Source organism: Stenotrophomonas sp. STEN029 (assembly GCF_056760015.1).
Map to the genome: position 1 here is coordinate 19,043 of NZ_JBRREC010000012.1, position 22,429 is coordinate 41,471.

Consider the following 22,429-nt stretch of genomic DNA (forward strand, 5'->3'; position numbering starts at 1 on the left):
CTCTTCTCTTGCGGGAGAGGAAAACGCGTTGCCATCACCAGCGCAACTTGCGCCGCACCATCTCCCGCTCAAGCTGCGCCATCAGCGCACGCGCCTGCGCTTCTTCCAGAAAGCGCAGCTGCAAGGCCGGCGCGCCACCTGCGCCAGCGGTATCCAGCGTCAGTGTCGCGGTGCCGAATCGCCGGTCCAGCGGTGAGCGATCCAGTCGCAGGGCCTGCAACTTGTCCAGCTCGGCTACCCGCCACCAGCGGTTCCACCAGCCGCCACGAATGGCCACGCGCTGCGCGTCGATGTTGTAGCCGATGCGGCTTACCTGGCGGTGCGCCTTCAGCGCCGACCATGGCAGCCAGAGCAGCGGCAGCAGGCCCCATGCACTGCCGGTTTCGTATACCAGCAGTGCAGACAGCAGGCTCATCAATAGCAGCGCCGGCAGGCACAAGCGCCACCAGCCGCGGGTGCTTACCGGCAGCCATTGGGTGGGCGGCCATTGCAGCTGCGGTAGCAGGTGCTGCAACAGGCCGTCGCAGGCAGCGGGCGTTGCCAGCGGTGCCAGTTCCTTCAGCGCGCGCCCGTCCTGTTCCTGCTGCTGGCCGCCACTGGCGATGTCCACGCGTAGCTGGCGGCGCTTGAACAGCCGATGCAACGCGCCTTCGCGCAATGTCCAGGCCTGGATGCGACGGCGCGCCACGCTGCTGCGCACACGGGTGAACAGACCGCGTTCGACGGTGAGGCGGCGGTCGGCCTCGCTCAGGCGAAAGCCGTAGTACTGCACGATGGCCAAGCCCACCGAGAGCAGCCGCATCAGGACCAGCGCGAAGGCGAGCAGCAGCAGGCCGGTAGCGACCATGGTCAGCGTGCCCAGCTGCAGCTGGCTGGCATAGCCGAAGGCGTGGCGGCCCTGTTCTTCGATGAAATCGGAGGTGGTCCGGCGCGGGAACAGTTGGTAGGCCGCACCGATTGCCGCCGCCACAACGACCATTGCGCGGTTGGAAATAAGCCCCTGCCGCACCAGTTCGGACAGCGACAGGCTCAGCAGTACACCATCGGTGGGAGTGTCCGCTTGGTCGCCGGTTGGCGCTGCTTCGCTGCCGCCCTGGCGGATCAGCCGCTCCAGCTCCAGCGCCTGTGCCAGCTTGAGCACGCGCATTTCCGCTTCGGGCTTGTCGCCGCCAGCCGATTCCAGTCGCAGCTCGGCCACGCCGAACAGGCGGTGCAGCAGGTTCTGGTGCACGACCACATTGTGGATGCGCGCGAACGGAATCTCGCGACGGGTGCGCTCGAAGATGCCACTACGGATGCTGAGCGCATCGTTGCCGATGCGGTAGCGGTAACTCAGGTATTGCAGCACCGCGCTGGCGACCAGCGCCACCACGATCGCGCCACTGATCCAGTGGTGGTAAGGCAGGTCGTCATCGCGGCGGCTGCCGAACACCAGCAAGGCAACCAGCGGCAGCAGGAACTGCTGCACCTGCTGCTGCAGGGCGAACAGCCACGACCACGGATGCAGCCGTTGCTCGTCGCTGGGCACGGGGGGCGGGAGTTCGCTCACAGCGCGTCGTCGTGGTCGAGCTGCCGCGCCAGGCGATCACGCAGGCGTTCTGCATCGGCGTGCGCCAGTCCGGCCACGGCGACGGTGTTCATGCGGGTGCCGGCGGTATGCACGATCAGGGTCGCCAGGCCTGCCATGCGTTCCAGCGGGCCGCGACGCAGGTCCAGGTGCTGCACGCGCGATACCGGCACGTGGCTTTCGCTCTGCCACATATGGCCACGGCGTACACCGAGCGATTGCGCGTCCAGCCGCCAGAAGGTCAGTCGATGCCGGCGCCAGCCGAACCATGCGCCAAGCAGTGCACCCACTGCGGCTGCAGCCAGGGGAATCAGCAACCAGCTCGATTGGTCGGTAGCCAACACCAGCACCACGCTGGCGGCGCCAAACAGCAGGGCCATGCTCAGTGCCGAACCGGTGGCGGCGAACAGCGCGCCGCGCGGTGGCAATGGTTGCCACTGGATGTCGTCCGGCAGCGGCGTATCGAAGGCAGGAGGTTCAGTCATGCGCAGACGATATAACGCCGGGACCGTACAGCGGTAGGTGCGATGCCGCTGGTTGTTGTAGGAGCGGCGTCAGCCGCGAAGCCAAAGATACATCCGGCGCCCACAATAACGCCCCACCTTGAAACTGCGAGTGCAGGCCTTTCGGTGGCCTGCAGCCTCGGCAGCTTCGCGGCTGACGCCGCTCCTACAGAAAACCAAAACGCTTACTGCGCTGCCATGATCAGCGCATCTACATCCAGGTGGTGGCCGGCACGTGCGGCCTTGGTGCGCAGGTACTGCTCGTTTTCGTGGGTGATCTCGCCGGTCACCGGCACGCAGCCAACGACTTCGATGCCGGCCTTGCGCAGGTGCTGCACCTTGGTGGGGTTGTTGGTCAGCAGCTGGATGCGCTGCACGCCCAGCGCGCGCAGCATGGCCACCGCGCTGCCATAACGTCGCTCGTCGGCACCGAAGCCCAGTTGGGCATCGGCGTCGATGGTGTCCAGACCTTCGTGCTGGTAGCCGTAGGCACGCATCTTGGCGGCGATGCCGGTGCCGCGGCCTTCCTGGTCCAGATACAGCAGAATGCCGCCGCCCAGTTCTTTCAGCGTGCGCAGGCCGCGTCGCAGCTGGTCACCGCAATCGCATTTGAGCGAGCCGAACAGGTCGCCGGTGAGGCAGGACGAATGCACGCGTACCGGCACGATGCCGCTCATGTCCGGATTGCCGACGATCACCGCAACCTGGTCGCGCTGCGCCACACCGCCACGGAACACGGCGAATTCGCTCATGCCAACGTCACGCAGTGGCACCGGCGAGCGCGTCACCAGTTCGTAGTCCTGGCCGGCCTGGCCAGCACCTTCGTACAGGGCGGTGGTGTCCAGCTGCAGGCAGTCATCGAACGGGCTGCCTGCCGCGTCCAGTTCCACCGAGATCATGGCCGGCAACAGCAAGCCCAAACGCGCCACTTCCACCGTGGCTGCATCCAGCGCATTGCCATTGGCTTGCGCATCAGCCGGCGCGACCGCATCGCGCAGGTAGGCCAGTGCAGGCAGTTCGGCAAACGCGCGATCAGCCAATGGCAGATGGATGCCGTTGGCAGCGTTGATGCCCAGGGTCTGCGCGCGCGCTGCGCTCAGGAACAGGTAGTGGCGGCCTTGCGCGGCCTCGGCGAAGGCGGCGTAGCCTTCCGGCGAGCTGCTGTCCAGGGCAATGCTGGCCAGCCGTTGCCGGCCATCGCTGATCACTACCGGGCGGCCCGCACGGAGTTCGGCGGCGGCACGCTCGCAGCGGATGGCGGCGGTCTGGCCGAAGTAGGACGGGCTGGCAGAAACGGGGCTGTTCATTTGAAACCTTATGGGGGCCGTTGGCTGTCGAATCAATCGAGCGGCACGGGTGACGCAGTGTTGCAGCAGCAGGTTCAGTGCGGGTGACGGGCAGTGGCGTAAGGGTCGTGCTCGCCGCTGCCCGGCGGCCGCAGTGTGTAGCGCTTGTAGGTCCACTGGTACTGCGCAGGATCGCGGCGGGCGATGCGTTCGATGCCGGCATTGAGGGTAGCGGCGGCCAGTTGCAGATCCGGGTCGGCGATCTGGGCTTCGGCCGGTTCGATGTGCAGGGCGAAATCCAGGTTGGGTCCGGTGCGTTCGCACCAGCCGTACAGGAGGGTGGCGCCGGTACGTTCGGCCAGGCGATTGACCAGGGTCATGGTCAGCGCCTGCATGCCGAAGAACGGCACGAACACACCGTCGCCGTTCTTGGGTTGCTGGTCGGGCAGGATGCCGGTGGCGCCGCCTTCCTTGAGTACCTTGAACAACTGGCGCACGGCCGGGCCTTCGGCGCGAACCTGGCGCACGTTGTCGCCGCCGCGGCATAGCTGCAGGAATTCATCGCCGACCGGGTTCTCCGGCGGTGCATAGACGATGGCGATCGGCCCGCGTGAGGCCAGCCACTGGTTCAACAGCTCCCAGTTGCCGTAGTGCGGGGCAATCACGATCACCCCCTTGCCCGACGCCAGCGCGGCGTCATACAGGTGTTGGCCGTGGCGTTCGCGCAGGTGCCGGGACAGGTTCTGCGCAGGGTCGTGGGTCCACAGGTACAGGGTTTCCAGTGCCTGGCGGGCGGTGGTGCGCAGCACCTCGCGGTGCAGGCGCGCGCGCTGGGCGGGGTCCAGTTCCGGGTAGACCAGCTCCAGGTTGCGGCGGGTCACCCGGCTTTCGCGGGCATTGATGCTGCGCCACAGCCAGGCCACCGTGTCGGCCAGGGTCCGCTGCCAGGACCAGGGCAGGTGGGTCAGGGCACGGGCGAGGCGGTAATAGAGCTTGGCGGTGGATTGCGGTTTCATTCCCGCAAGTTTAGCCGCTGGCGCCCGGTGCTATGGTGCCCGGCCCCACAGCAGGAGCTGCCAATGCTTTGCCTGATCCAACGTGTCACCCAGGCCTCGGTCACCGTCGACGATGCCGTGGTCGGGCAGATCGGCCCGGGCCTGCTTGCCCTGGTGGGGGTGGAGCCGGGCGACGATGAGGCGATGCTGTCGCGGATGGCGGACAGGCTGCTCGGTTACCGGGTTTTCGCCGACGATGCCGGCAAGATGAACCGTTCCTTGCGCGATACCGGTGGTGGGCTGCTGCTGGTCAGCCAGTTCACCCTGGCCGCCGATACCCGTTCAGGCATGCGTCCGAGCTTCACCAGCGCCGCGCCGCCGGCCGAGGCTGAACGGCTTTTCAACCGATTGGTGGCTATCTGCCGTGAAAAACACAGCCCAGGGGTGGAAATTGGCCGCTTTGGTGCCCATATGGTTGTCAGCCTGATCAACGATGGGCCCGTAACCTTTCTGCTCAGACCGTAGCGCGCCGCGAACCCACCGCCCCGGCAAGCGCTATGCTGCGCTGGTATAATGCTAGGTTCCCATCTTCACAATCGCCGGTGGCGCGAGCATTACATGGCCAACGAACGTCCTGCCCAGCAAAACGACATCAAGCTTCTGATCAGCAAGGGCCTGGAACAGGGCTACCTGACCTACGCCGAAGTTAACGATCATCTGCCCGACGACATGGTCGATCCGGAGCAGATCGAAGACATCATCGGCCTGATCACCGGCATGGGCATCGATGTCCACGAAGTTGCCCCCGACGCCGACACGCTGATGCTCAGCGACGGCAACACCGGCAACCGTGAAGTCGATGATACCGCCGCTGAAGAAGCTGCTGCTGCACTTACCGCACTCGACACCGAAGGTGGCCGCACCACCGACCCGGTGCGCATGTACATGCGCGAAATGGGTACGGTCGAGCTGCTGACCCGCGAAGGCGAAATCGCCATCGCCAAGCGCATCGAAGAAGGCCTGGGCCAGGTGCAGGCTGCACTGGGCACCTTCCCGCTGGCCGTTGAGTCGGTGCTGGCCGATTACGAACTGCACAAGGAAGGCAAGAAGCGCCTGGCCGAAGTGATCGTCGGCTTCAACGACCTGGTCGAGGAAGCGCCGGCACCGGCCGTTGCCGAAGACACCAGCGACGACGCTGACGCAGACGGCGACGAAGATGATGACGGCGACGACGTCGAGGAAGAAGCCGGCCCGACCGGTCCGGACCCGGTGGAAGTGGCTGCCCGCATGGAGCAGCTGGCCGCCGACATGGCCAAGTTCAAGAAGGCCCACGCCAAGGGCGACGTCAAGGCCCAGGCCAAGCTGCGCGAGGAGATCTCGGCCACGTTCGTGACCCTGAAGCTGCCGCTGCCGCTGACCGACGTGCTGGTGCGCCTGCTGCGCGACACCATGGCCCAGGTCAAGTCGCAGGAGCGCCGCGTGCTGCACCTGGCCACCATCACTGCCCGTATGCCGCGTAAGGATTTCATCCGCTCGTGGGAAGGCAACCAGACGAATCTGGAGTGGGTGGAAGACGCCATCAAGCGTAAGCAGAAGTGGTCGTCGGCCCTGCGTGACGTCAAGGACCAGATCGTTGCCGAACAGCAGGCCACCATCGACCTTGAGAAGGACACCCAGCTGAGCCTGGACGAGCTGAAGGAAATCAGCCGCGTCATGGCCTACGGCGAAGCCAAGGCGCGCAAGGCCAAGAAGGAAATGGTCGAGGCCAACCTGCGCCTTGTCATCTCCATCGCCAAGAAGTACACCAACCGCGGCCTGCAGTTCCTGGATCTGATCCAGGAGGGCAACATCGGCCTGATGAAGGCCGTCGACAAGTTCGAGTACCGTCGTGGTTACAAGTTCTCGACCTATGCCACCTGGTGGATCCGCCAGGCGATCACCCGTTCGATCGCCGACCAGGCCCGCACCATCCGTATTCCGGTGCACATGATCGAGACGATCAACAAGTTGAACCGCATTTCCCGCCAGATGCTCCAGCAGTACGGCCGCGAGGCCACGCCGGAGGAGCTGGCCAAGGAAATGGACATGCCGGAAGACAAGATCCGCAAGGTGATGAAGATCGCCAAGGAGCCGATCTCGATGGAAACCCCGATCGGCGACGACGAGGATTCGCATCTGGGCGACTTCATCGAGGACACCAACGTGGAGTCCCCGATCGAGAACACCACCAACATCAACTTGTCTGAAACCGTGCGTGACGTGCTGGCTGGCCTCACCCCGAGGGAAGCCAAGGTGCTGCGCATGCGCTTCGGCATCGACATGAACACCGATCACACGCTGGAAGAAGTGGGCAAGCAGTTCGACGTCACCCGCGAGCGTATCCGTCAGATCGAGGCCAAGGCGCTGCGCAAGCTGCGTCACCCGAGCCGTTCGGAGCAGCTGCGCAGCTTCCTCGACATCGAGTGAGTGGTGGCTTGCAAGTGATTGCTGGCGCGTAAGCGCTGGAATGAAAAACCCCGCCTTGGCGGGGTTTTTCTTTGCGCGGATGGCGGTGGATCGGGTTGCAACCACCGCCAGGACCTGGCCAGTAGTGCCGCCATGCGCGGGCGTTGCGCTGTGCGCAATACGCGCACATCAAAAGCAGACACAGGGAAGTAGTCGCACGCTGCAAGCTCCACTACACTGTGTCGTCGCTACGGGCCTATAGCTCAACGGTTAGAGCAGAGGACTCATAATCCTTTGGTTCCAGGTTCGAATCCTGGTGGGCCCACCATTTCATAGTCCGGCGAAGTCCAGTGAAGTCCGGAAAGTGACTGAAATGAAGGGTTTTATAGGGGTTTTTCATCCGATCTAGTTCGATGTCGTCCGGCGACATCCGATTGGATTGTGAGTAACGGTGTGAGTAAGATTGCGGGGCTGGCCTCCGTTACTCACAATTGCGTTACTCACACACATGCTGACTGACACCAAGCTCCGTAGTCTCAAGCCTCAGAACAAGGTTTTTCGACTCGCAGATGCCAATGGGCTTTGCATCGAAGTGCGGACGACGGGCGCCAAGATCTGGCGCTACCGCTACCGATTCGGCGACAAGGCCAACATGCTGACTATCGGGGAGTATCCGCTTGTCTCTCTGGCGGAGGCGCGCGCTGAGCGTGATCGGGCCCGAGCACTGGTAAAAAAAGGTGTGGATCCGAGTCTGGTGGCGAAAGTGGAGCGCGCTGCTAAGCAAGAAGAGGCGGGTAACACCTTCGGTAGCCTTGCCGAAGAGTTGATGCTCCAGCGTGCGAAGACCCTCAGTGCTGGCTCGGTTGTTCGCGAGCGTCGGATGCTTGAGAGAGATCTGGGCGGTATCGCCGAGTTGCCGATCCGCAGTATCACTGCGCCGATGTTGTTAAAGGCGCTCAGGAAGATTGAAGCGCGCGGAGCGGTGGAGACCGCGCATCGAACCAGGGCCGCCGCTGGCCTCGTTTTCCGTTATGCCATTGCTACGGGGCGCGCCGAGAACAACCCTGCCCTTAGCCTTGTGGGTGCTTTGTCTCCAACGAAGACGACGCATTTCTCGAGCCTGACCGAGCCTGAAGAGGTTGCCAAGTTGCTCAAGGCTATTTATGGCTACCAGGGATCCCCTATTGTTTCTGCGGCCTTGAAGCTATCCGCGCTCCTGTTTGTTCGCCCGGGGGAGCTCCGAGCAGCGCGTTGGTCGGACATCGATCTGCAAGCTGCAGAGTGGCGCTACACCACCAGTAAGACCCATACGGCGCACATCGTCCCTCTGGCACTTCAGGTCACTGACGTTCTGAAGGAGGTTCGCCCGCATTCGAGGCGCAGTGAGTACGTGCTTCCCAGTGTTCGGAGCATTTCGAAGTCGATCAGTGAGAACACGATCAATGCGGCCCTGCGAAACCTAGGTTTCGATGGCACGATGATGACTGCTCACGGTTTCCGAGCCATGGCTCGAACGTTGTTAGACGAGGTTCTGGGGTTTCGGCCAGACTTCATTGAGCATCAGCTTGCCCATGCCGTTCGAGACCCTCTTGGGCGAGCGTACAACCGTACGACGCACCTAAAAGAGCGTAGGAAGATGATGCAGGGATGGGCTGACTACCTGGATAAGCTGCGAGATCGGAAAGCTGACTAGAGGCCTGAGATCCTTCAGGCCATCTATACGACTAACGCAATCGAGTCGGTGAATGTGAGGGTGCGAACACTAAGCAAGCACCGCGGCGCGGATCCGAGCGACGAAGCTCTCGTCAAACGAGCATGTGTAGGTTTTTGTGTAAACGGAACTTGGAATCACCTCGATTTGAAGCCGGCCATCATTCGGGAGCATGTCCGTTCCTGGCCGAGGCTGTGTAAAAACTCCCGGGCGCGGTGCTGGCGACGACGATGCAGCCAGTTTGAGCAACCAGCACTGCAGCAAAAGAACGTGATGCTCAGGCTGCGATGGCCCGCACCATGCCCTCGGTGCCCATGATCTTGATCATCCGCTTCATGTTGTAGGCCAGAACAGCCAAGCTGATCTCCGTTTTGACCTTCGATAGCGTCTTGGTCAGCAATGGCGTCGTGCCAAGCCACGATTTGAGCGTACCGAAGACATGCTCCACCGTCTGCCTTCGTGCCACGGCAGCTTCTGGCCTGGCATCCAGCAGCATCTGCATTCGCTCGAGCACATGCTCGTGCTCCCATCGTCCGATACGCCTGTAGCTGGCAGTCGTGCACTTCTTCCGGATCGGGCAACGGGGGCAGGCGGATGACCAGTACTTATGCAAGATCAGCCCCTTCTCCTCTGTTGTGAAGCGGTGGATCGCCCGTTCGCCCGCCGGGCATTCGTACTCATCGGCGGCTGCGTCGTAGACGAAGTCGCGTTTGTCGAACCGACCTTTGGCCTTGGCGTTGGATGTAAGCGGCTTGGGTACCAGCGGGATGACGCCTGCCTCCTCGCACGCCGGGATCTCCGGGGCGCTGAAGTAACCGCGATCCGCAAGCGCCGTCATGTGTTCGGCGCCAAGGGCATCCTTGGCTTTGATCGCCATGCGTGAGATCTGCGAACGGTCGTGACCGTCATTCGTCACGTCGTATGCAACGATCAGGTGGTGCTTGGCGTCGACGGCCGCTTGCACGTTGTAGCCCACGGTGCCGGTTGCGCGCCCGCTTGAGGTCATTGACCTCGCGTCCGGATCCGTCATCGAGATCTGGCGGTCTGGAGAGACCTCAAGCTCTTTCTCGATGCTGTCCAACTTCTCCACCTGAGCATGCAGCTTGGCCAGCTTGTCCTTCAGGTGCGGCACGCGGCCCTCCGGCAGCAAGGCCGGGTCGCGATCTGCACGGTCCAGTTCGGCTAGATAGCGGGCAACGCTGTCCTCCAGTTGCTTCCGGCGCCCCTTGATCTTGCCGACGGTGAAGTTGCGATAGGTGCGTTTGAGCCAGCCGGCCGCATGCTCGGGCGACCACTGCCGCTGGATCTTCTCTGCCACGCGCGCGGCCAAGGCTCGATGCAACGCCAGCTTACAGGGCTTGGGGCGTTGCGCCCGGTCCCAGGTGGCATGGTCGGCTTGGCTGGCACGGTAGCCTTCTCTGCCTTCGTTACGTCCGATCTCGCGACTGATCGTAGAAGGCTCCAGCCCCAGCGATGTGGCGATGGCACGGATCGACGCCCCTGCCGCCAGACCGCAGGAGATTTCCTCGCGTTCGGCCAGGCTCAGCGCCCGCGGAGATCGTCGCCGCACCGGCGGACGAACGCCGCCATGCTCGGCCAGAATATTCCGCACTGATCTGTGATGACGGTCAAACAGAGACGCGATCTGGTGCAAGGACTCGCTCTGCTGCCAGCGATCCCACATTAGCGACTTCTGGGTGTTGCTCGTGCAGGCTACTACGCTTGGCTCAATCATCTAGTGTCTGACCGAGCCCGCGAAGACGCGCGTCTTCTGCGTCTCATACGCGCATCGTTCATTGCCAGCCACGGGATCTAGGGTGCCCCGAGGGTGCTGCAGGATTTGCGCGAACGTGGTGAGACCTGTAGCAAGCATAGCCAACAAACTGCTCAGCAGATCGTTGGGTACTTCATGTTTGCGTGAACTCGTGGTGTCTTCAGGTCAGATGGCAGTTTCCTGCTGGTGACCTGTTTACACAAAATCTAGGACAGGCCCGATCATGGATCCATGTCGATTAGTGCTCGATCGTGGGCTTCCAGTGTCCCCGCGTCGCCTTGATGCTAGGAGGCTGTGCCTGGACTGAAAGCCGTGACGAATTGGCTAGATCTTGGCTCGGCGTTTGGCTCGTGCTTTCCAGTCATCATGCAATGAGCCCTCTGCCCGTCCCCCGACCAGCGGCCACTAGAAGTGGTTGACAATAATTGTTAACATTCCTGCTTGTATCTATCTTAAGGTGCCGAAGAGCAACTATGAATTCCTGGTCTGCTGGAGCGGCGATCAAAGCGCGGCGTAAGTCCCTTGGTCTTTCCTTAGACGATCTTGGCGATCGACTTGGGGTTACTAAGTCCTTTATGAGCTACGTTGAATCGGATGAGCGCCCTCTAACCGAGGAGCAGGCAGAGGCGCTCTCTCCCGTCCTAGGGCTTCCAGTCGACTTGTTGCTGCTAAGTTCCGGGCGTCTGCCGCTTGACGTAAGGCGGGCTATTTCCGCAGACGCGGCTGAGGTCACGGCTTCTGTGCGGCAGCGATACGAGCAGCGCGCTCTCTTTTACCCCGACCGGCCTCTTCAGGCGCTACCCCCTGTTTCACTCCACGAGGAAGGGGTGTTCTCCCTGGCGGGTATCCCAGACCGCGTGGAAGTAAGCAAGAGCACGGCGGAATACCGAGCGCATAGCTACCACACCAAAGTTCCACCGGAGGCGATCAAGCCCTTTATCAGGGCCCTCACGAAGCCAGGTGACTGGATTCTGGACCCGTTCTCTGGATCAGGAATGACCGGTGTCGCGGCGCTCGCAGAAGGGCGGAACGCGATTCTTTCCGATCTGTCGCCCGCAGCTGTCCACATCTCCCGGAACTACACAAAGCGGTGTGATCCCAAGGAGTTTGAGCGTGCCTTAGAGGCTGTCGCCAGGCAAGTTGAGCCGACGATGCGTTGGCTCTATCGCCCTATAAAACAACCTGAAAATACCGTTGAGTACACGACTTGGAGTGACGTATTTCAGTGCAGTGAGTGTCAGAAGGACATTCTTTACTGGGACGTGGTGCATATCGCAGGTGGAACTGACGCGCAGGGCCTAACGTGCCCGCATTGCGAATCTTATTTGCGCAAGGCTGATCTGCTTTGGCTGAGTGAACAGCCGGTGCGGACCCACTACTCGACGGGCGGAACCCGCATTTCTACGCACGAACCGACACAGGATGAACTCGAACTGATTGAGGAGGCCAACGCGGCCCCGATCCCATACTGGATACCACAGGTTCCATTCGGGCCAGACCGAGAGATGTGGCGTGCATCGCATGCCTCCATGGGAATCAATGACGTTAGTAACTTTTTCACGCGTCGCAATCTGCATGCACTCGCAGCACTACGGCACGCAATTGTTTCCACATCCGAAGGGCGCCTGAGGGAAGCCCTCATGTTTGCCTTTACTGCATGTGTGAATCGCGCATCGCGGCGCTATCAATGGAACGCAAAGCGGCCGACAAACGTAATGTCGGGCACGCTTTACATCTCCTCATTGCGATACGAGTGGAATGTGTGGAGCTTGTTCCGCCGTAAAGCGGCCGACGTCCGGCGATACTTCGAACGCTTTCCGGCTGCCAGTGCGACCGTGCAGGTAATGAATAGATCTGCGACAGACCTCTCCTGTTTACAGGATGGTTCGGTTTCTATGGTCTTCATGGATCCTCCATTTGGGTCCAACATTTTCTATGCCGACAGTTCCTTGCTGTGGGAGTCATGGCTCGGTGATCTGACAGACAACACCGAAGAGATCGTTATTAACCGTAGTCGAGGCCGGGTGGGTGGTGGAAAGACGCTGGACGATTATGGCCAGTTGATGTCGAGGGCTTTTGCAGAAGTGGCCCGAGTTTTGAAGCCAGGCGGATATGCTGTGCTAGCTTTCTCGAACTCAGATGATCAGGTTTGGATTGAGGTTCAGAAGGCGATGGCTGCATCTAAGCTAGAAACTGAAAGTGTGCACATCCTTGACAAGGGGCAGCCGTCAATAAAAGGCGTCAAAGGCTTGACTGGGAAAGAGAACGTCACGACGCTTGATCTACTGATCACAATGCGAAGCCCCGCGAGGCCCTCTAAGCTGGGTGCAGGCGATATCGCGACGTCAGCCTTCATTGATGGCACGGTAAAGGCAGCATTGAGTAGCGGTGGTAGGCGTATCGATGATATTTATTCCTCGGTCATTCAGACGCTTTTGGCCAGGAAGTACAGCTTGTCGGGCGTGACTATGCCAAAAATTGCCGAACGGTGCTCCCGGCTTGGCGCCAAATTAGTAAAGGGTAAGTGGAGTTTGGAAACCTTGGAAGCTAGGGGCAAGCGGGATACCGTTAAAGAGTATCTATCAGGCAAAAACAGTTTGCCGATGGCGAAGTTGAGCGTCGCACCAAAGAGACCGCCGACTACGCCGTTAGTGCCCGGAGGGCGCAACAGTGCGCTGTACACGGCGCATAGTTACCACACTAAGGTTCCTCCAGAGGCGATCATTCCGTTCATCGAGCATTTCACCAAGCCAGGGGATTTAATCCTTGATCCGTTCTGTGGCTCGGGCATGACGGGAGTTGCCGCTGCACTGTCAGGACGAATGGCCATCCTAAATGATCTGTCACCTGCTGCTGTGCACATGGCATGGAATCACACGCATCCGTGCAAGCCAGTCGATTTGGAAAATGCCTTTGCCGAGATTGAGGAAAAGGTCGGTCGGCGAATGCTTGATATCTACGGGACGGAGGATGTCAATAGAAATCCGGCTGTATTGCACTGGACCATGTGGAGTACCCGGCACAAATGTCCGCACTGCGGCAAGAAGTTTGCGCTTTGGGATGCAGTCGATCATTCAGAGGGGCGAATGGGCGCGTCCATTGCTTGCCCCCTCTGTGGGGATGAGATCTCGAGGAGAAATCTCCCAACTATTGATTCAGTGCCTGTGTGGCTTGCTTATGAAACGGCAGATGGCAAGCGCTTCGAACGTAGGGCTGAGAAAAAAGACGTCACTAAGGCGTTAGCGTTCTCGCGAGCGGATATTTGCGACTGGTTTCCGGACGTCCATATCGGTCCCGACCGTGAAATGTATATCCGCTGCGCTCTCCAGAACAAGAATATTGGTGAAGTGGCAGATTTCTACACTGACAGAAATCTGCTGGCGCTGTCGTTAATTTGGAGGGCCATCAGCGAGATAGGCGATAAACGCAAGCGTTTGGCGATGGCTTTTGCTTTCACGAATACCGCCTGGCATGGCACGCGCATGCGACGCTACAATGCACGTGGTGGGCAGCGGCCACTCACCGGGACGTTGTACATTCCGCAGCTATCGTCAGAGTGCAACGTTCTAGAGGTTATGCGAAACAAGATTGCCCAGCTGAAGAAATACTACACAGCCTACCAGCCGAAGGCTGAAAAAATGCCCTTCGTCCTGAACGGAAGCGCGACTGATCTTTCGAAGATACAAAATAGCAGCATTGATTACGTTTTCACTGATCCGCCTTTTGGCTCAAATCTCTTCTATGCGGACTGTAATCTCATTTGGGAATCTTGGTTGGGTCGCATTACCGATCCGACGAGCGAGGCAGTGGTAAACAAATCGCTGACGGTATCTGCGGGCGGAAAAACCCTTGATCGTTACGAGTCATTGATGACCGCCGCCATGCGAGAGATTGCGCGAGTCTTAAAGCCAGGAGGATGGGCTACTGTGGTATTCCACAACACAGATGGCCGGGTCTGGGCTGCTCTTCAGAGCGCAGCAAAGGAGGCTGGATTTGAGTTCCATGAAGCCGCCTCATTAGATCGAAAGCAGCAGAGTCACAAGGGATATAAAGGGCGCAATGGGCAGGAGGATGTTGCTCATTTTGACGTGGTGATGAACCTTCGCAAGCCGGAGAAAGCAAAGGTCGTCACTTCAAAAGCTATTAAGGATTTCGATCTGCAAGCTATGGTCTCAGAGCTTGCGGCTGACAAAAGATTTGCTGTCCGTGGCGTGCAAGGGATACACGCAGAAGTTATGCGTCGTTTGGCTTCGACTGCCGCGAGTGTATTTGTGGATTTTTCACAGGTGCGAGATGTGCTGGAAAATGTATCGAAGAAAAAGCGCGCTTCAAAGAAGGTTGCTCTTATCGAGTAGTGATCGCATTAGGTCCGTGAGAATCAAAGACTCTGCGCCATCCGGCCTCGCCGGAATGGCGCCGACTCCGTCAAACGTCTCGATCTCGTCAGGCGAGTTTCTTCGCTCCTTATCGCGTTCGAAGAAGACGAACTCGGTGCCTGGGTAAACTACAAATGAAGATTGCATATTCGATATCGCGTCTCGATAGGTGTGCATTTTGTATATATCCGCACGGACGAATGTTGCTTCATCATCTTGGGTGTCTTCCAGCGAGCTTAGCCAATTCAGTCGATACTTCGCGTCAAACGCATGACGAAGACTACCCAATGTGACGACAACGTCAGGTCTGAGTGGGGTCGAATAGGCAGTACCTGCTGTTCGTGTATACGACGGGTTGAATGCGACAGCGATGCTTGGTGATAGTTGGACCTGTAAGCCGCGGTCTAATCCTTCACCCATGTCATTGCGAGATATCGAGACCGGGCCGTTCATGAGCCCAGATGCTGCAGAGACCGACTGAAGCACTTTGAGAAATACCCAGTACTCATACAGCAGGGCAACATCCTTGCCTTGCAACAGCCGCTGTATTGCTCTTTCGGACGTTGGTAAAGATTGATGGGCTCCCAATGCTATCCAAACTCCGAGAAGGTCCTTGTATCCCTCCGCTTTAGCGAGCGCTTGGGTAGGTCCCGCAAAGGATGAAAGAATACCCACATCAGAAAGAAACAGCGCTCTGCTGGCGGACTCGAGGATCGTTGCCATCTCCCTGCAGTCAGCCCGCATCTGCCAATGAAGGGCTTTCTCATCCAAAAATCTGTATACGACAGTCAGGCAGTCCGCCAAGAAGTGCTTGATAAAGCGGTTCTCGGGGGTGTCGTAGGATAATCGCCGAGATGGCACTGAAACTTGGGTCGGGAAGTGCTCCACCGGAGGATGCCCAATCCCAAGGGCCACTGCCAGCGGATTTCCATTCATCGCATCATGGCTATGGACCGTGACTAGCCTCTCAGGATGATTGAATATGTTGGTCACCGACCGCGCGTCGAAGTTGCGTGCTCTCTCTACGGGGACGACGGGGCGTTCCAGTACAAAATGCCGCGTCGGGTTCCGTTCCACAGCTTCGAAGTAGTCTTGCAATCGCTCTCCGGGAGGCAGTCGGAGGATGGCCTCGCGCAGAAACTGTAGCTGATGGTAAGGGATTGGGGAGCGTTGCTCCCCGGAGGCATTAGCCGCAAACCATGTAGGGGATCGCCAGCCGAAGACCAAACTGGAGGAAAGCTGCGAAACCTGTTCTAAGAGTCCCGAAATTCCGTCATCGCCCAACTTAGTCGAAGCTACTTGCAGTCGTACACCGGCTAGGCGGGCCATTCCGACGAAGTTCTTAAAGGCCAAGACGCCAATTCTTTCGCTAATGGGTTCGTAGCCGACCTCTACCAGATCGCCAATCTCAGCAGGCGATGGAGGATGCGCTAGTTCAATGACGTATTCCACGTTCTCATCAAGACTTAATAAGTCGCCTACGCAAGCCGCGCGTGCCTCGATGTCGCGCTTGGCGCGGTAGTGGAAAGCAACCTTGGTCACTTGAAGAAACTTACGAAGCCGAAACCCCGCAGCCTGTCGAGCATCTCGAAACCACGCTTGTATGACATGGGCAATTTCGCAGCATCGTTGGACTTGATCGCTTGGACATCTTGACCGGGGCTTGGTTGTGTAAGTTCACGGAAGTACCACAGCAGCGAACAAAGGGTTCCTTCCAGACGAGCACGATTGCCCTGAATGCGCGGGAGTACCTTCTGCAGGAGTGCGCCATCCAAAGCTCTCAGCATGGCCGTGTCATTGGCATCTTCCGGAAGAATGCTGTTGTAGATCTGCATGAAGAGGCTGATCTCGGCGGCGGAGCGGTAGCCAAAGTGGAGTTGAGCCCTTTCGAGAATCCTGTTGATAGCTACCAGATGATCGTGAGTGTCTTGAGGAAGTGCTTTGAAGTTGGCAGTCGTCGCAAGGCTGAATGCGGGAAGTGTGGTGGGGTAGCGGTAGGCGGGTGTTGCTCCAGAAGCGACACCGTTTCGGACGCCTTCCAGGTCTACGTCGTTGAACTCGATCACCATTGAGCGATCGAGCACCTTAGGGCTAAACCCGAAGGTTGTTTCATCCACATTGACCGTGCCGGTAACGATGAAATTTATGGGGATCTCTAAAGAACTGGGAACGCTCACTTCCGTAGCGGTATCACCTGGGCCGATGATGGTTGCGGTGGCGGCGGGTTGCCGATGCAACGAGATCGGCTGCTGACTGATGCTCCCATCCGGCTGGTAGCGTCGGCTTTCAGCACAGGCAAGCCAGTCGCTGAAATAGTGCTCGATACGAGCAAGATTCATTTCATCGAGCAGCATGAAGAAGCGATCCGCTGCGACCTTATTGGTGGCTTCTTCCAGGACTCTGGATGCACGCAGCATGAGGTCGAGAGCTTGAGTCGATTCGTACTTGCCGGTGATCGGGTTCACGAAGCCCATGATGGACTGGTTATCTATCCAATCAGGCCGTACGGGCACCAAAGCGAATCGGGAAGGATCCGGTGCGCCTTTGCTGGGGACAAAGGCAAAGGCGTGGCCTGAAGGAACATCTTGTGTCGCCGATGTAGTGGCCTTCGCTTCAGCACTGGTTGTCGAATAGAACTCTGCTACGAGTTCAGCCATTTTTGATTTGCCGGTGCCGCTTACGCCAGCAAGGATGACAAAGGGTTTCGCTGCCAGCGATGCGACATACCTGGCAAGCAGGTCGGGGTCGAAATAGAAGCCTCGGTTCAAGCAGAACCGCCAAAGAGAATCATTGGTGCTTTCGGCGGTCGTAGTCATGGCGGCAGTTTTCATCGAGCCTTTGAGCAGGGCTTGATGATATCTAAGGTACTCCGGGAATAGCTCTGGTTTTAGAGTAACGATGTCGGCGGTCCCAAACGCGCTGCTCTTTGTGAGGTGGTGCATCCCCTCAACGAGAGCTGCTTGGATATCCTTTTCCTTGAGTTGCACAGAGGGCGAGCCTTCGCCCTTCTCCATTCGCTTTTCGAGCCAGCGCCGGTCATAAGCTACGAGAACCCGACGTCCAGGGGAGTAACCCAAGATGAGGTCAGTGGCTCCGTCGTAGTCCATGCCTTCGGCTTTGGATGGGGCGTTTGTGATCTGGATTCGATATTCTTCGTCAGCTCGGAAGCCGCCTCCGTGGGTTACCTCGTATACCCAGAGTCGAAATTTTCTGACCGTGCCATCGTTATCTTTCCATTCGAATCTGACCGGATTTTGCGGTGCTCCAGGTTGCATGATGCACTTGTATCCCTCGGAGGCGAAGCCGCTGGTCATCTCCTTCAGGTCTTGTATTGACAGAGCCATCTTCGGATTCTTGTGTTGGGTATCGGTATGGGGCGATCGATATTCTCAAATCTCTAAGCTCAGGTAAATGCTCCGAGGCTCCAATAAGTGGCTGTTTGCCGTGAAGTTCCGCCGCGATGGGATGGAACTACCCTCTTTTCGCCCTTCCCACCAGATTGTCGGGCACAGAGAAAAGTCAATCCTTGTGGGGCCAGTCTTGAGGAGGGGCTCACGCTGCAAGTTGTCAAAAGTAATGACAAGGCGGATGGAGGTCTTCTGCCTCTGGTTCTGATTGATCGCAATTGGCCAGTAGCGGCAAGGTTGCTCAGAGCATAGTCGAAACGCCACTTAGGTCAAACGGCCAGGTTGCGCAGAACCAAGTTCTTCTCGAAAAAAATGATCCCATGCTCCCCTGCGGGGCTTCGCAAACGTTAACTGACGCCTCAGTGTAGCCCAAGGCAGCATCCTTGCTGATGCTCGGTGTGGCGAGCGCTTGTAGGCACTTGGAGGCTGCGAAATGCGCGAGGAGTCCCGGCGCTTCTGGCAAATTTTGCCGGCGCGAGGTGCGCGCGGTCCGGGCCAGGTCGGTGAGTGCCGCTGGGCTCTCCCCTTTCACCGCACACTGGAGACTTGTAAGCAGGCGGTCGAGAGCGCCTTGGCTCGAGCAGCGCAGGCACCACCGCGTACAGCCGGAACGCCTGCGTAGCCGCTTTCGTCGATTCGGAAGCTTTCCACTCTGCTGATAGCTGGCTGCGATCAGCAGCGGATTCAGAACGATTAGGACTCTGCTGATTTTCTCTCCACGCTCAAGTGCCCTTCCGCATTGGGTCGCTACGAGTCTGCGAAAAATTCAGAGCGGCTCGTGTGCCTGTCTGCTTTGTTCAGAGATGCAAGGTCGTCGCCTATGCTTCCCATCATGATAGTCGCCCATTTAGAGGTGGATGGCTTCTGGTTGGATTTACTTTCTTTTGGGCGCATAGGACGAATCTTTTGGACGGTAAGGGACTCCGCTCTTCTGTGCTGAGCCCAGCCAACCCTGGCTAGAGTTGGCGACGCAGGTTTGGTCCCCGTGCATTGATATGGAGATGTACTAGATAATGCGGAACCGTCGCAAGGCATCTTCAGCAAGGAGCCTGTCGGGTGTTAGTCGCTCCTTGGATAATCTCATTGCCCGCTTCGCTTCCGCTTCCGCTGCACGTTCCGAGCTTCTTTGGCGAGCTTGGTCTGGCCCGCCAGATAGACTCTGCGCTCTCTGCCGAAGGCCCGAAGCTCGTTCTCCTTCACCTCGCGTGCGACGCCGTCGAGGTCAGGAAATACAAAGGACGGGGTGACGCCCAAGACATGAAGTTCTTGGCGGATTCTGATCGCCGCATCATTGGGGATAATTATCTTGGTGATCAATGGTCGGGTGCATTGGTAGTAGTCGAGCGGATCCAAGTTTGTCCCATGTAGCGAGAAAAGACCGGCTTGGGCGCGGATTCTTGGTGAGATCTGAGGTGAAAAAATACAGATTGGGGCGTATGTGCTGATCTCGTCTGAAGCATTCATGGGCCTGGTGTATGGTCGCCAAGTCTCGTAGTTCTGCGCGACGTCCACGGGTGTAGTTACGCCCTCATGTAATACTGCATTGATCTTCTCGGGATTCATTAGGAACACAGCGGCAGAGTTAGGTGCAAACTCTTGAATTGGGTCGTCGGGACCGTCTGGAACCGGTTGATTCGGTGCTCCGCTAAGCACGCCGTCGACTGCGAAGTACAAAGCAACCAGAGCATTTGAGGTCCAATCGAGTAGGCGAGTAGGGACTCCATGGTGCTGCATAAGGAACAGCCACTCGAAGTCGTTACGAGGCGTGGTTGAAAGGAATGGTATTGCTCTACGCTTGAAATCTTCAAGCATTCGTTCTGGGCTCGGCCCCGTGTCGACGACACCCCTAGCTCGGAGGATCTCGTTGCCAGCTAGTGGCTCACCCCGCGCTCCAATCAATGGGATTGTATCCCGCAAGACAGATGGCAATAGCCTGTGGGCTGCCTGAGATTGGCCTCGCATCCAGACGGGACCATCTTCGCGCTGAACTAGCGCCTGGACCTGTTTAACGAAGGTAGCCACGCTCTCAATCTTGATCAGCGTCGGACCGTTTGCTGTACCTGTATTTCCTTCTTTCATTGCGCTTCCATTATGAAGAATTCGCTCTTGGAGTCGAGGATTCTCAACTCCGCGGACACTGTGCTCATCGCTTTACGGAGATACAGATCGATTCTAATGCTCCGCTCAATCGCGTCAATTATTGTCAGGCAGTCCGGTGCTGGCCGTGCGTTAGTGATCTTGTGCTCGGGTCGGGATCAGGAAGATTCAGGAGGTTACGAGGCGTGTTTTTTCCTCTTGGGGATTGTTTCGAGGTGTCGCATTGATTGGAACTTATTTCAGACCCTTAGTACTACGATGAAGCAGGATCCCCCTGCTTTGCGTGTGCGCCGCGCATTGGCGTATCGCTCCGAGTATTAGGTATGAAAGATAAATCCGAGTTCCTCTACTGCGTCTTCATTGTGGCCGCGGCCATCTTGTCGGCGGTAGCCCGTTGTTCGTTCACCCGCCCCGACCAGTTCGGTCGCGATTCCTACGACTAAATCAACAATCTAGATAGACCCGCAAGGCCCGGCATTGTCCGGGCCTTGTGCGCTATGCCGTCTAAGAAAGGAGATCGAGATGCATCACGTTGAAACCATGGCCTATGCAGGCCAAGTCCCATGGCATGGCATCGGAAGTCAGCTGGCTCCAGGGCAGTCCATTGAAGTATGGCGCGAGCGCGCCGGCATGAACTGGTCCTTGGAGGAAGCCGAAGTGCGATTCGCCGCCGCGGCCGAAGATCAGTATCTCGTTCGGGCGTTCCCCGGGCAGAAGGTGCTTTATCGCTCTGACACCAAGCGACCGTTGGCCGTGGTGTCCAAGCGCTATCAGGTAGTCCAGCCGCGGGAGATCCTGGAGTTCTACCGCGACCTGACACGGCACAGCGGCTTTGAGCTGGAAACCGCTGGGGTTCTTCGCGGCGGACGGAAGTTCTGGGCATTGGCCCGTACTGGACAGGGTGTGGCCCTGAAGGGCCAGGATCAGGTCAATGGCTACCTTCTTCTGGCTACGGCCTGTGACGGAACGCTGGCTACCACCGCCCAGCTCACCTCAGTTCGCGTGGTGTGTAACAACACCCTGCAGATCGCTGTTGGGGATCGAACCGGAGCCATCAAGGTCCCGCACCGCAGTGCCTTCGATGCTGACAGGGTCAAAAGCCAGTTGGGTATCGCCGTTGAGGGCTGGCATGGCTTCGTGGAGCGGATGCGGATCCTCTGTGAGACACCTGTGAACCCTGATTCGGTCGATTGGGTTCTGCGGAATTTGCTCACGTATCCGGCTGCTCAGAATGGGAAGGCAGTCGTGAATGAGCAGGCTGTTGCCAAGGTGCGGGCGCTGTATGACGGGCAGGGTAGGGGTGCTAGCTTGAAGACCAGCAAGGGCACCGCGTTCGGCTTGCTCAACAGCATCACCGAGTTCGTGGACCATCATCGGCGGGCGCAGAGTACGGAGAACCGCTTGGATGCGGCCTGGTTCGGCCAAGGGGCATTGCTAAAGCAGAAGGCTTGGAAGGAATTGTTAGGGGAAGCCGCATGAACGTCTTGCTGCAGAAGCAACGCCTGGAAGAGCTACCTGGCGGCTTGAACGAACGTGACAGCTCCGTCCTCTCTCAGGCATTGGAAATCCTAGAGAGCAGAGCAATGGTCAGTGGCCTTCTATTGGGAGATCCGGATGTTGCCGGCAGGTTCTTCCGTCTGCGTCTAGGCAATGAAATCCGCGAGCACTTCGAGGTGGCGTTCCTCGATGCGCGTAACCGCCTGATCGCCGTAGAACGGTTGTTCTCAGGTTCCATAGACGGGGCTGAGATCCATCCGCGGATTGTCGTCCAACGTGCCTTGGCACTGAATGCGGCGGCGGTCCTGCTAGCTCACAACCACCCAAGTGGGCATTGCGTGCCGTCAGAAGCGGATCGAGCCATCACCGGGCGATTGAAGGAAGTACTGGCGATGGTGGAGGTGAGGGTCGTCGACCATCTTGTGGTGTCGGCCAGCCAAGGTACCTCGATGGCTCAGCTCGGACAGATATAAGGCCCGGATACTAGGAGAACAGCATGAAGGAAACGGAGACGTCCTGGTCATCGGCGAGGGCGGCAATAGCTCGTGCCAAAGCAGCTGACCTGGACCGACAGGCCCGGGAAATCGAAAGAACGGCGTACTCGACAGGCTGGCGTCAGCGAGCCAAAGTGAGAGAGGTAGCTTGCAGGCTTCGTATGAAAGCGGGGGAGTATTTAGTTAAAGCGCGACGAATGGAGCTCGGCGATGAAACATAGGCGTGCCGAATTAACAGCGCCTATTTTTCGCCACCCTGCATTCGGGAGTGAGATGC

14 protein-coding genes, 1 tRNA gene and 1 pseudogene are annotated in these 22,429 nt (G+C 58.7%); 7 read left to right on the plus strand and 9 right to left on the minus strand.

From position 1 onward, the window contains the following. Nucleotides 1-34: 34 nt before the first annotated feature. From ACVOLI_RS04365 to ACVOLI_RS04380, 4 genes are all read right to left on the minus strand, one after another. On the minus strand, nt 35-1,549 hold the full coding sequence (locus tag ACVOLI_RS04365; RefSeq protein ID WP_481533673.1) for a PH domain-containing protein: 1,515 nt from the start codon (nt 1,547-1,549) through the stop codon (nt 35-37). After that, nucleotides 1,546-2,052: a PH domain-containing protein gene (locus tag ACVOLI_RS04370; protein ID WP_481533674.1), complete on the minus strand. Its 507-nt coding sequence runs from the start codon at nt 2,050-2,052 to the stop codon at nt 1,546-1,548. The genes ACVOLI_RS04365 and ACVOLI_RS04370 overlap by 4 nt, the downstream gene beginning before the upstream one ends. Nucleotides 2,053-2,255: 203 nt before the next feature. Continuing rightward, a complete protein-coding gene (ribA, locus tag ACVOLI_RS04375; protein WP_481533675.1) occupies nt 2,256-3,377 on the minus strand; it encodes a GTP cyclohydrolase II RibA in 1,122 nt (373 codons plus the stop codon). Nucleotides 3,378-3,451: 74 nt separating this feature from the next. Then, nucleotides 3,452-4,372 carry a lauroyl acyltransferase gene (locus ACVOLI_RS04380; protein WP_481533676.1) on the minus strand — a complete coding sequence of 307 codons (921 nt, stop codon included), beginning with the start codon at nt 4,370-4,372 and terminating at the stop codon, nt 3,452-3,454. A gap of 63 nt (nt 4,373-4,435) precedes the next feature. Here ACVOLI_RS04380 and dtd point away from each other — a divergent pair, with 63 nt between their 5' ends. The 4 genes from dtd (at nt 4,436) to ACVOLI_RS04400 (ending at nt 8,489) form a co-directional block, all read left to right on the plus strand. Continuing rightward, nucleotides 4,436-4,876 (plus strand): D-aminoacyl-tRNA deacylase, encoded by a 441-nt coding sequence (dtd, locus tag ACVOLI_RS04385; RefSeq protein WP_282268068.1) that lies wholly within the window; start codon nt 4,436-4,438, stop codon nt 4,874-4,876. A 93-nt stretch (nt 4,877-4,969) separates the two neighbouring features. Beyond that, nucleotides 4,970-6,817, plus strand: a complete 1,848-nt coding sequence (gene rpoD, locus ACVOLI_RS04390; RefSeq protein ID WP_303747752.1) for an RNA polymerase sigma factor RpoD — start codon at nt 4,970-4,972, stop codon at nt 6,815-6,817. Between the two features lie 231 nt (nt 6,818-7,048). Beyond that, a tRNA-Ile gene (locus ACVOLI_RS04395) sits at nt 7,049-7,124 on the plus strand. 180 nt (nt 7,125-7,304) lie between these two features. Continuing rightward, entirely contained in the window at nt 7,305-8,489 is a 1,185-nt protein-coding gene (locus tag ACVOLI_RS04400) for a tyrosine-type recombinase/integrase (protein ID WP_481533677.1), read from the plus strand. Nucleotides 8,490-8,784: 295 nt separating this feature from the next. On the opposite strand, the gene ACVOLI_RS04405 is transcribed toward ACVOLI_RS04400, so the two are convergent. Together ACVOLI_RS04405 and ACVOLI_RS04410 are read right to left on the minus strand one after the other, a co-directional pair. Continuing rightward, nucleotides 8,785-9,537: a transposase gene (locus ACVOLI_RS04405; RefSeq protein ID WP_481533708.1), complete on the minus strand. Its 753-nt coding sequence runs from the start codon at nt 9,535-9,537 to the stop codon at nt 8,785-8,787. A gap of 222 nt (nt 9,538-9,759) precedes the next feature. Continuing rightward, nucleotides 9,760-10,242 (minus strand): annotated as a pseudogene (locus tag ACVOLI_RS04410) (transposase); the annotation flags it as partial. A 512-nt stretch (nt 10,243-10,754) separates the two neighbouring features. Between ACVOLI_RS04410 and ACVOLI_RS04415 the strand changes: the two are divergent. Next, nucleotides 10,755-14,636 carry a DNA methyltransferase gene (locus ACVOLI_RS04415; protein ID WP_481533678.1) on the plus strand — a complete coding sequence of 1,294 codons (3,882 nt, stop codon included), beginning with the start codon at nt 10,755-10,757 and terminating at the stop codon, nt 14,634-14,636. On the opposite strand, the gene ACVOLI_RS04420 is transcribed toward ACVOLI_RS04415, so the two are convergent. The 3 genes from ACVOLI_RS04420 to ACVOLI_RS04430 form a co-directional block, all read right to left on the minus strand. After that, nucleotides 14,610-16,199 carry a DUF2357 domain-containing protein gene (locus ACVOLI_RS04420; RefSeq protein WP_481533679.1) on the minus strand — a complete coding sequence of 530 codons (1,590 nt, stop codon included), beginning with the start codon at nt 16,197-16,199 and terminating at the stop codon, nt 14,610-14,612. The genes ACVOLI_RS04415 and ACVOLI_RS04420 overlap by 27 nt on opposite strands. After that, nucleotides 16,196-18,001: a hypothetical protein gene (locus tag ACVOLI_RS04425; RefSeq protein WP_481533680.1), complete on the minus strand. Its 1,806-nt coding sequence runs from the start codon at nt 17,999-18,001 to the stop codon at nt 16,196-16,198. Before ACVOLI_RS04425 ends, ACVOLI_RS04420 begins: the two co-directional genes overlap by 4 nt. Nucleotides 18,002-19,144: 1,143 nt before the next feature. Then, nucleotides 19,145-20,143: an FRG domain-containing protein gene (locus ACVOLI_RS04430; RefSeq protein ID WP_481533681.1), complete on the minus strand. Its 999-nt coding sequence runs from the start codon at nt 20,141-20,143 to the stop codon at nt 19,145-19,147. Nucleotides 20,144-20,683: 540 nt separating this feature from the next. Between ACVOLI_RS04430 and ACVOLI_RS04435 the strand changes: the two genes are divergently transcribed. Further along, complete coding sequence (locus ACVOLI_RS04435; protein WP_481533682.1) at nt 20,684-21,640, plus strand: DUF932 domain-containing protein; 957 nt, start codon at nt 20,684-20,686, stop codon at nt 21,638-21,640. Beyond that, the gene (locus ACVOLI_RS04440; RefSeq protein ID WP_481533683.1) at nt 21,637-22,131 is read left to right on the plus strand and encodes a JAB domain-containing protein; all 495 of its coding nucleotides are present in this window, start codon (nt 21,637-21,639) and stop codon (nt 22,129-22,131) included. The genes ACVOLI_RS04435 and ACVOLI_RS04440 overlap by 4 nt, the downstream gene beginning before the upstream one ends. Nucleotides 22,132-22,429 lie beyond the last annotated feature (298 nt).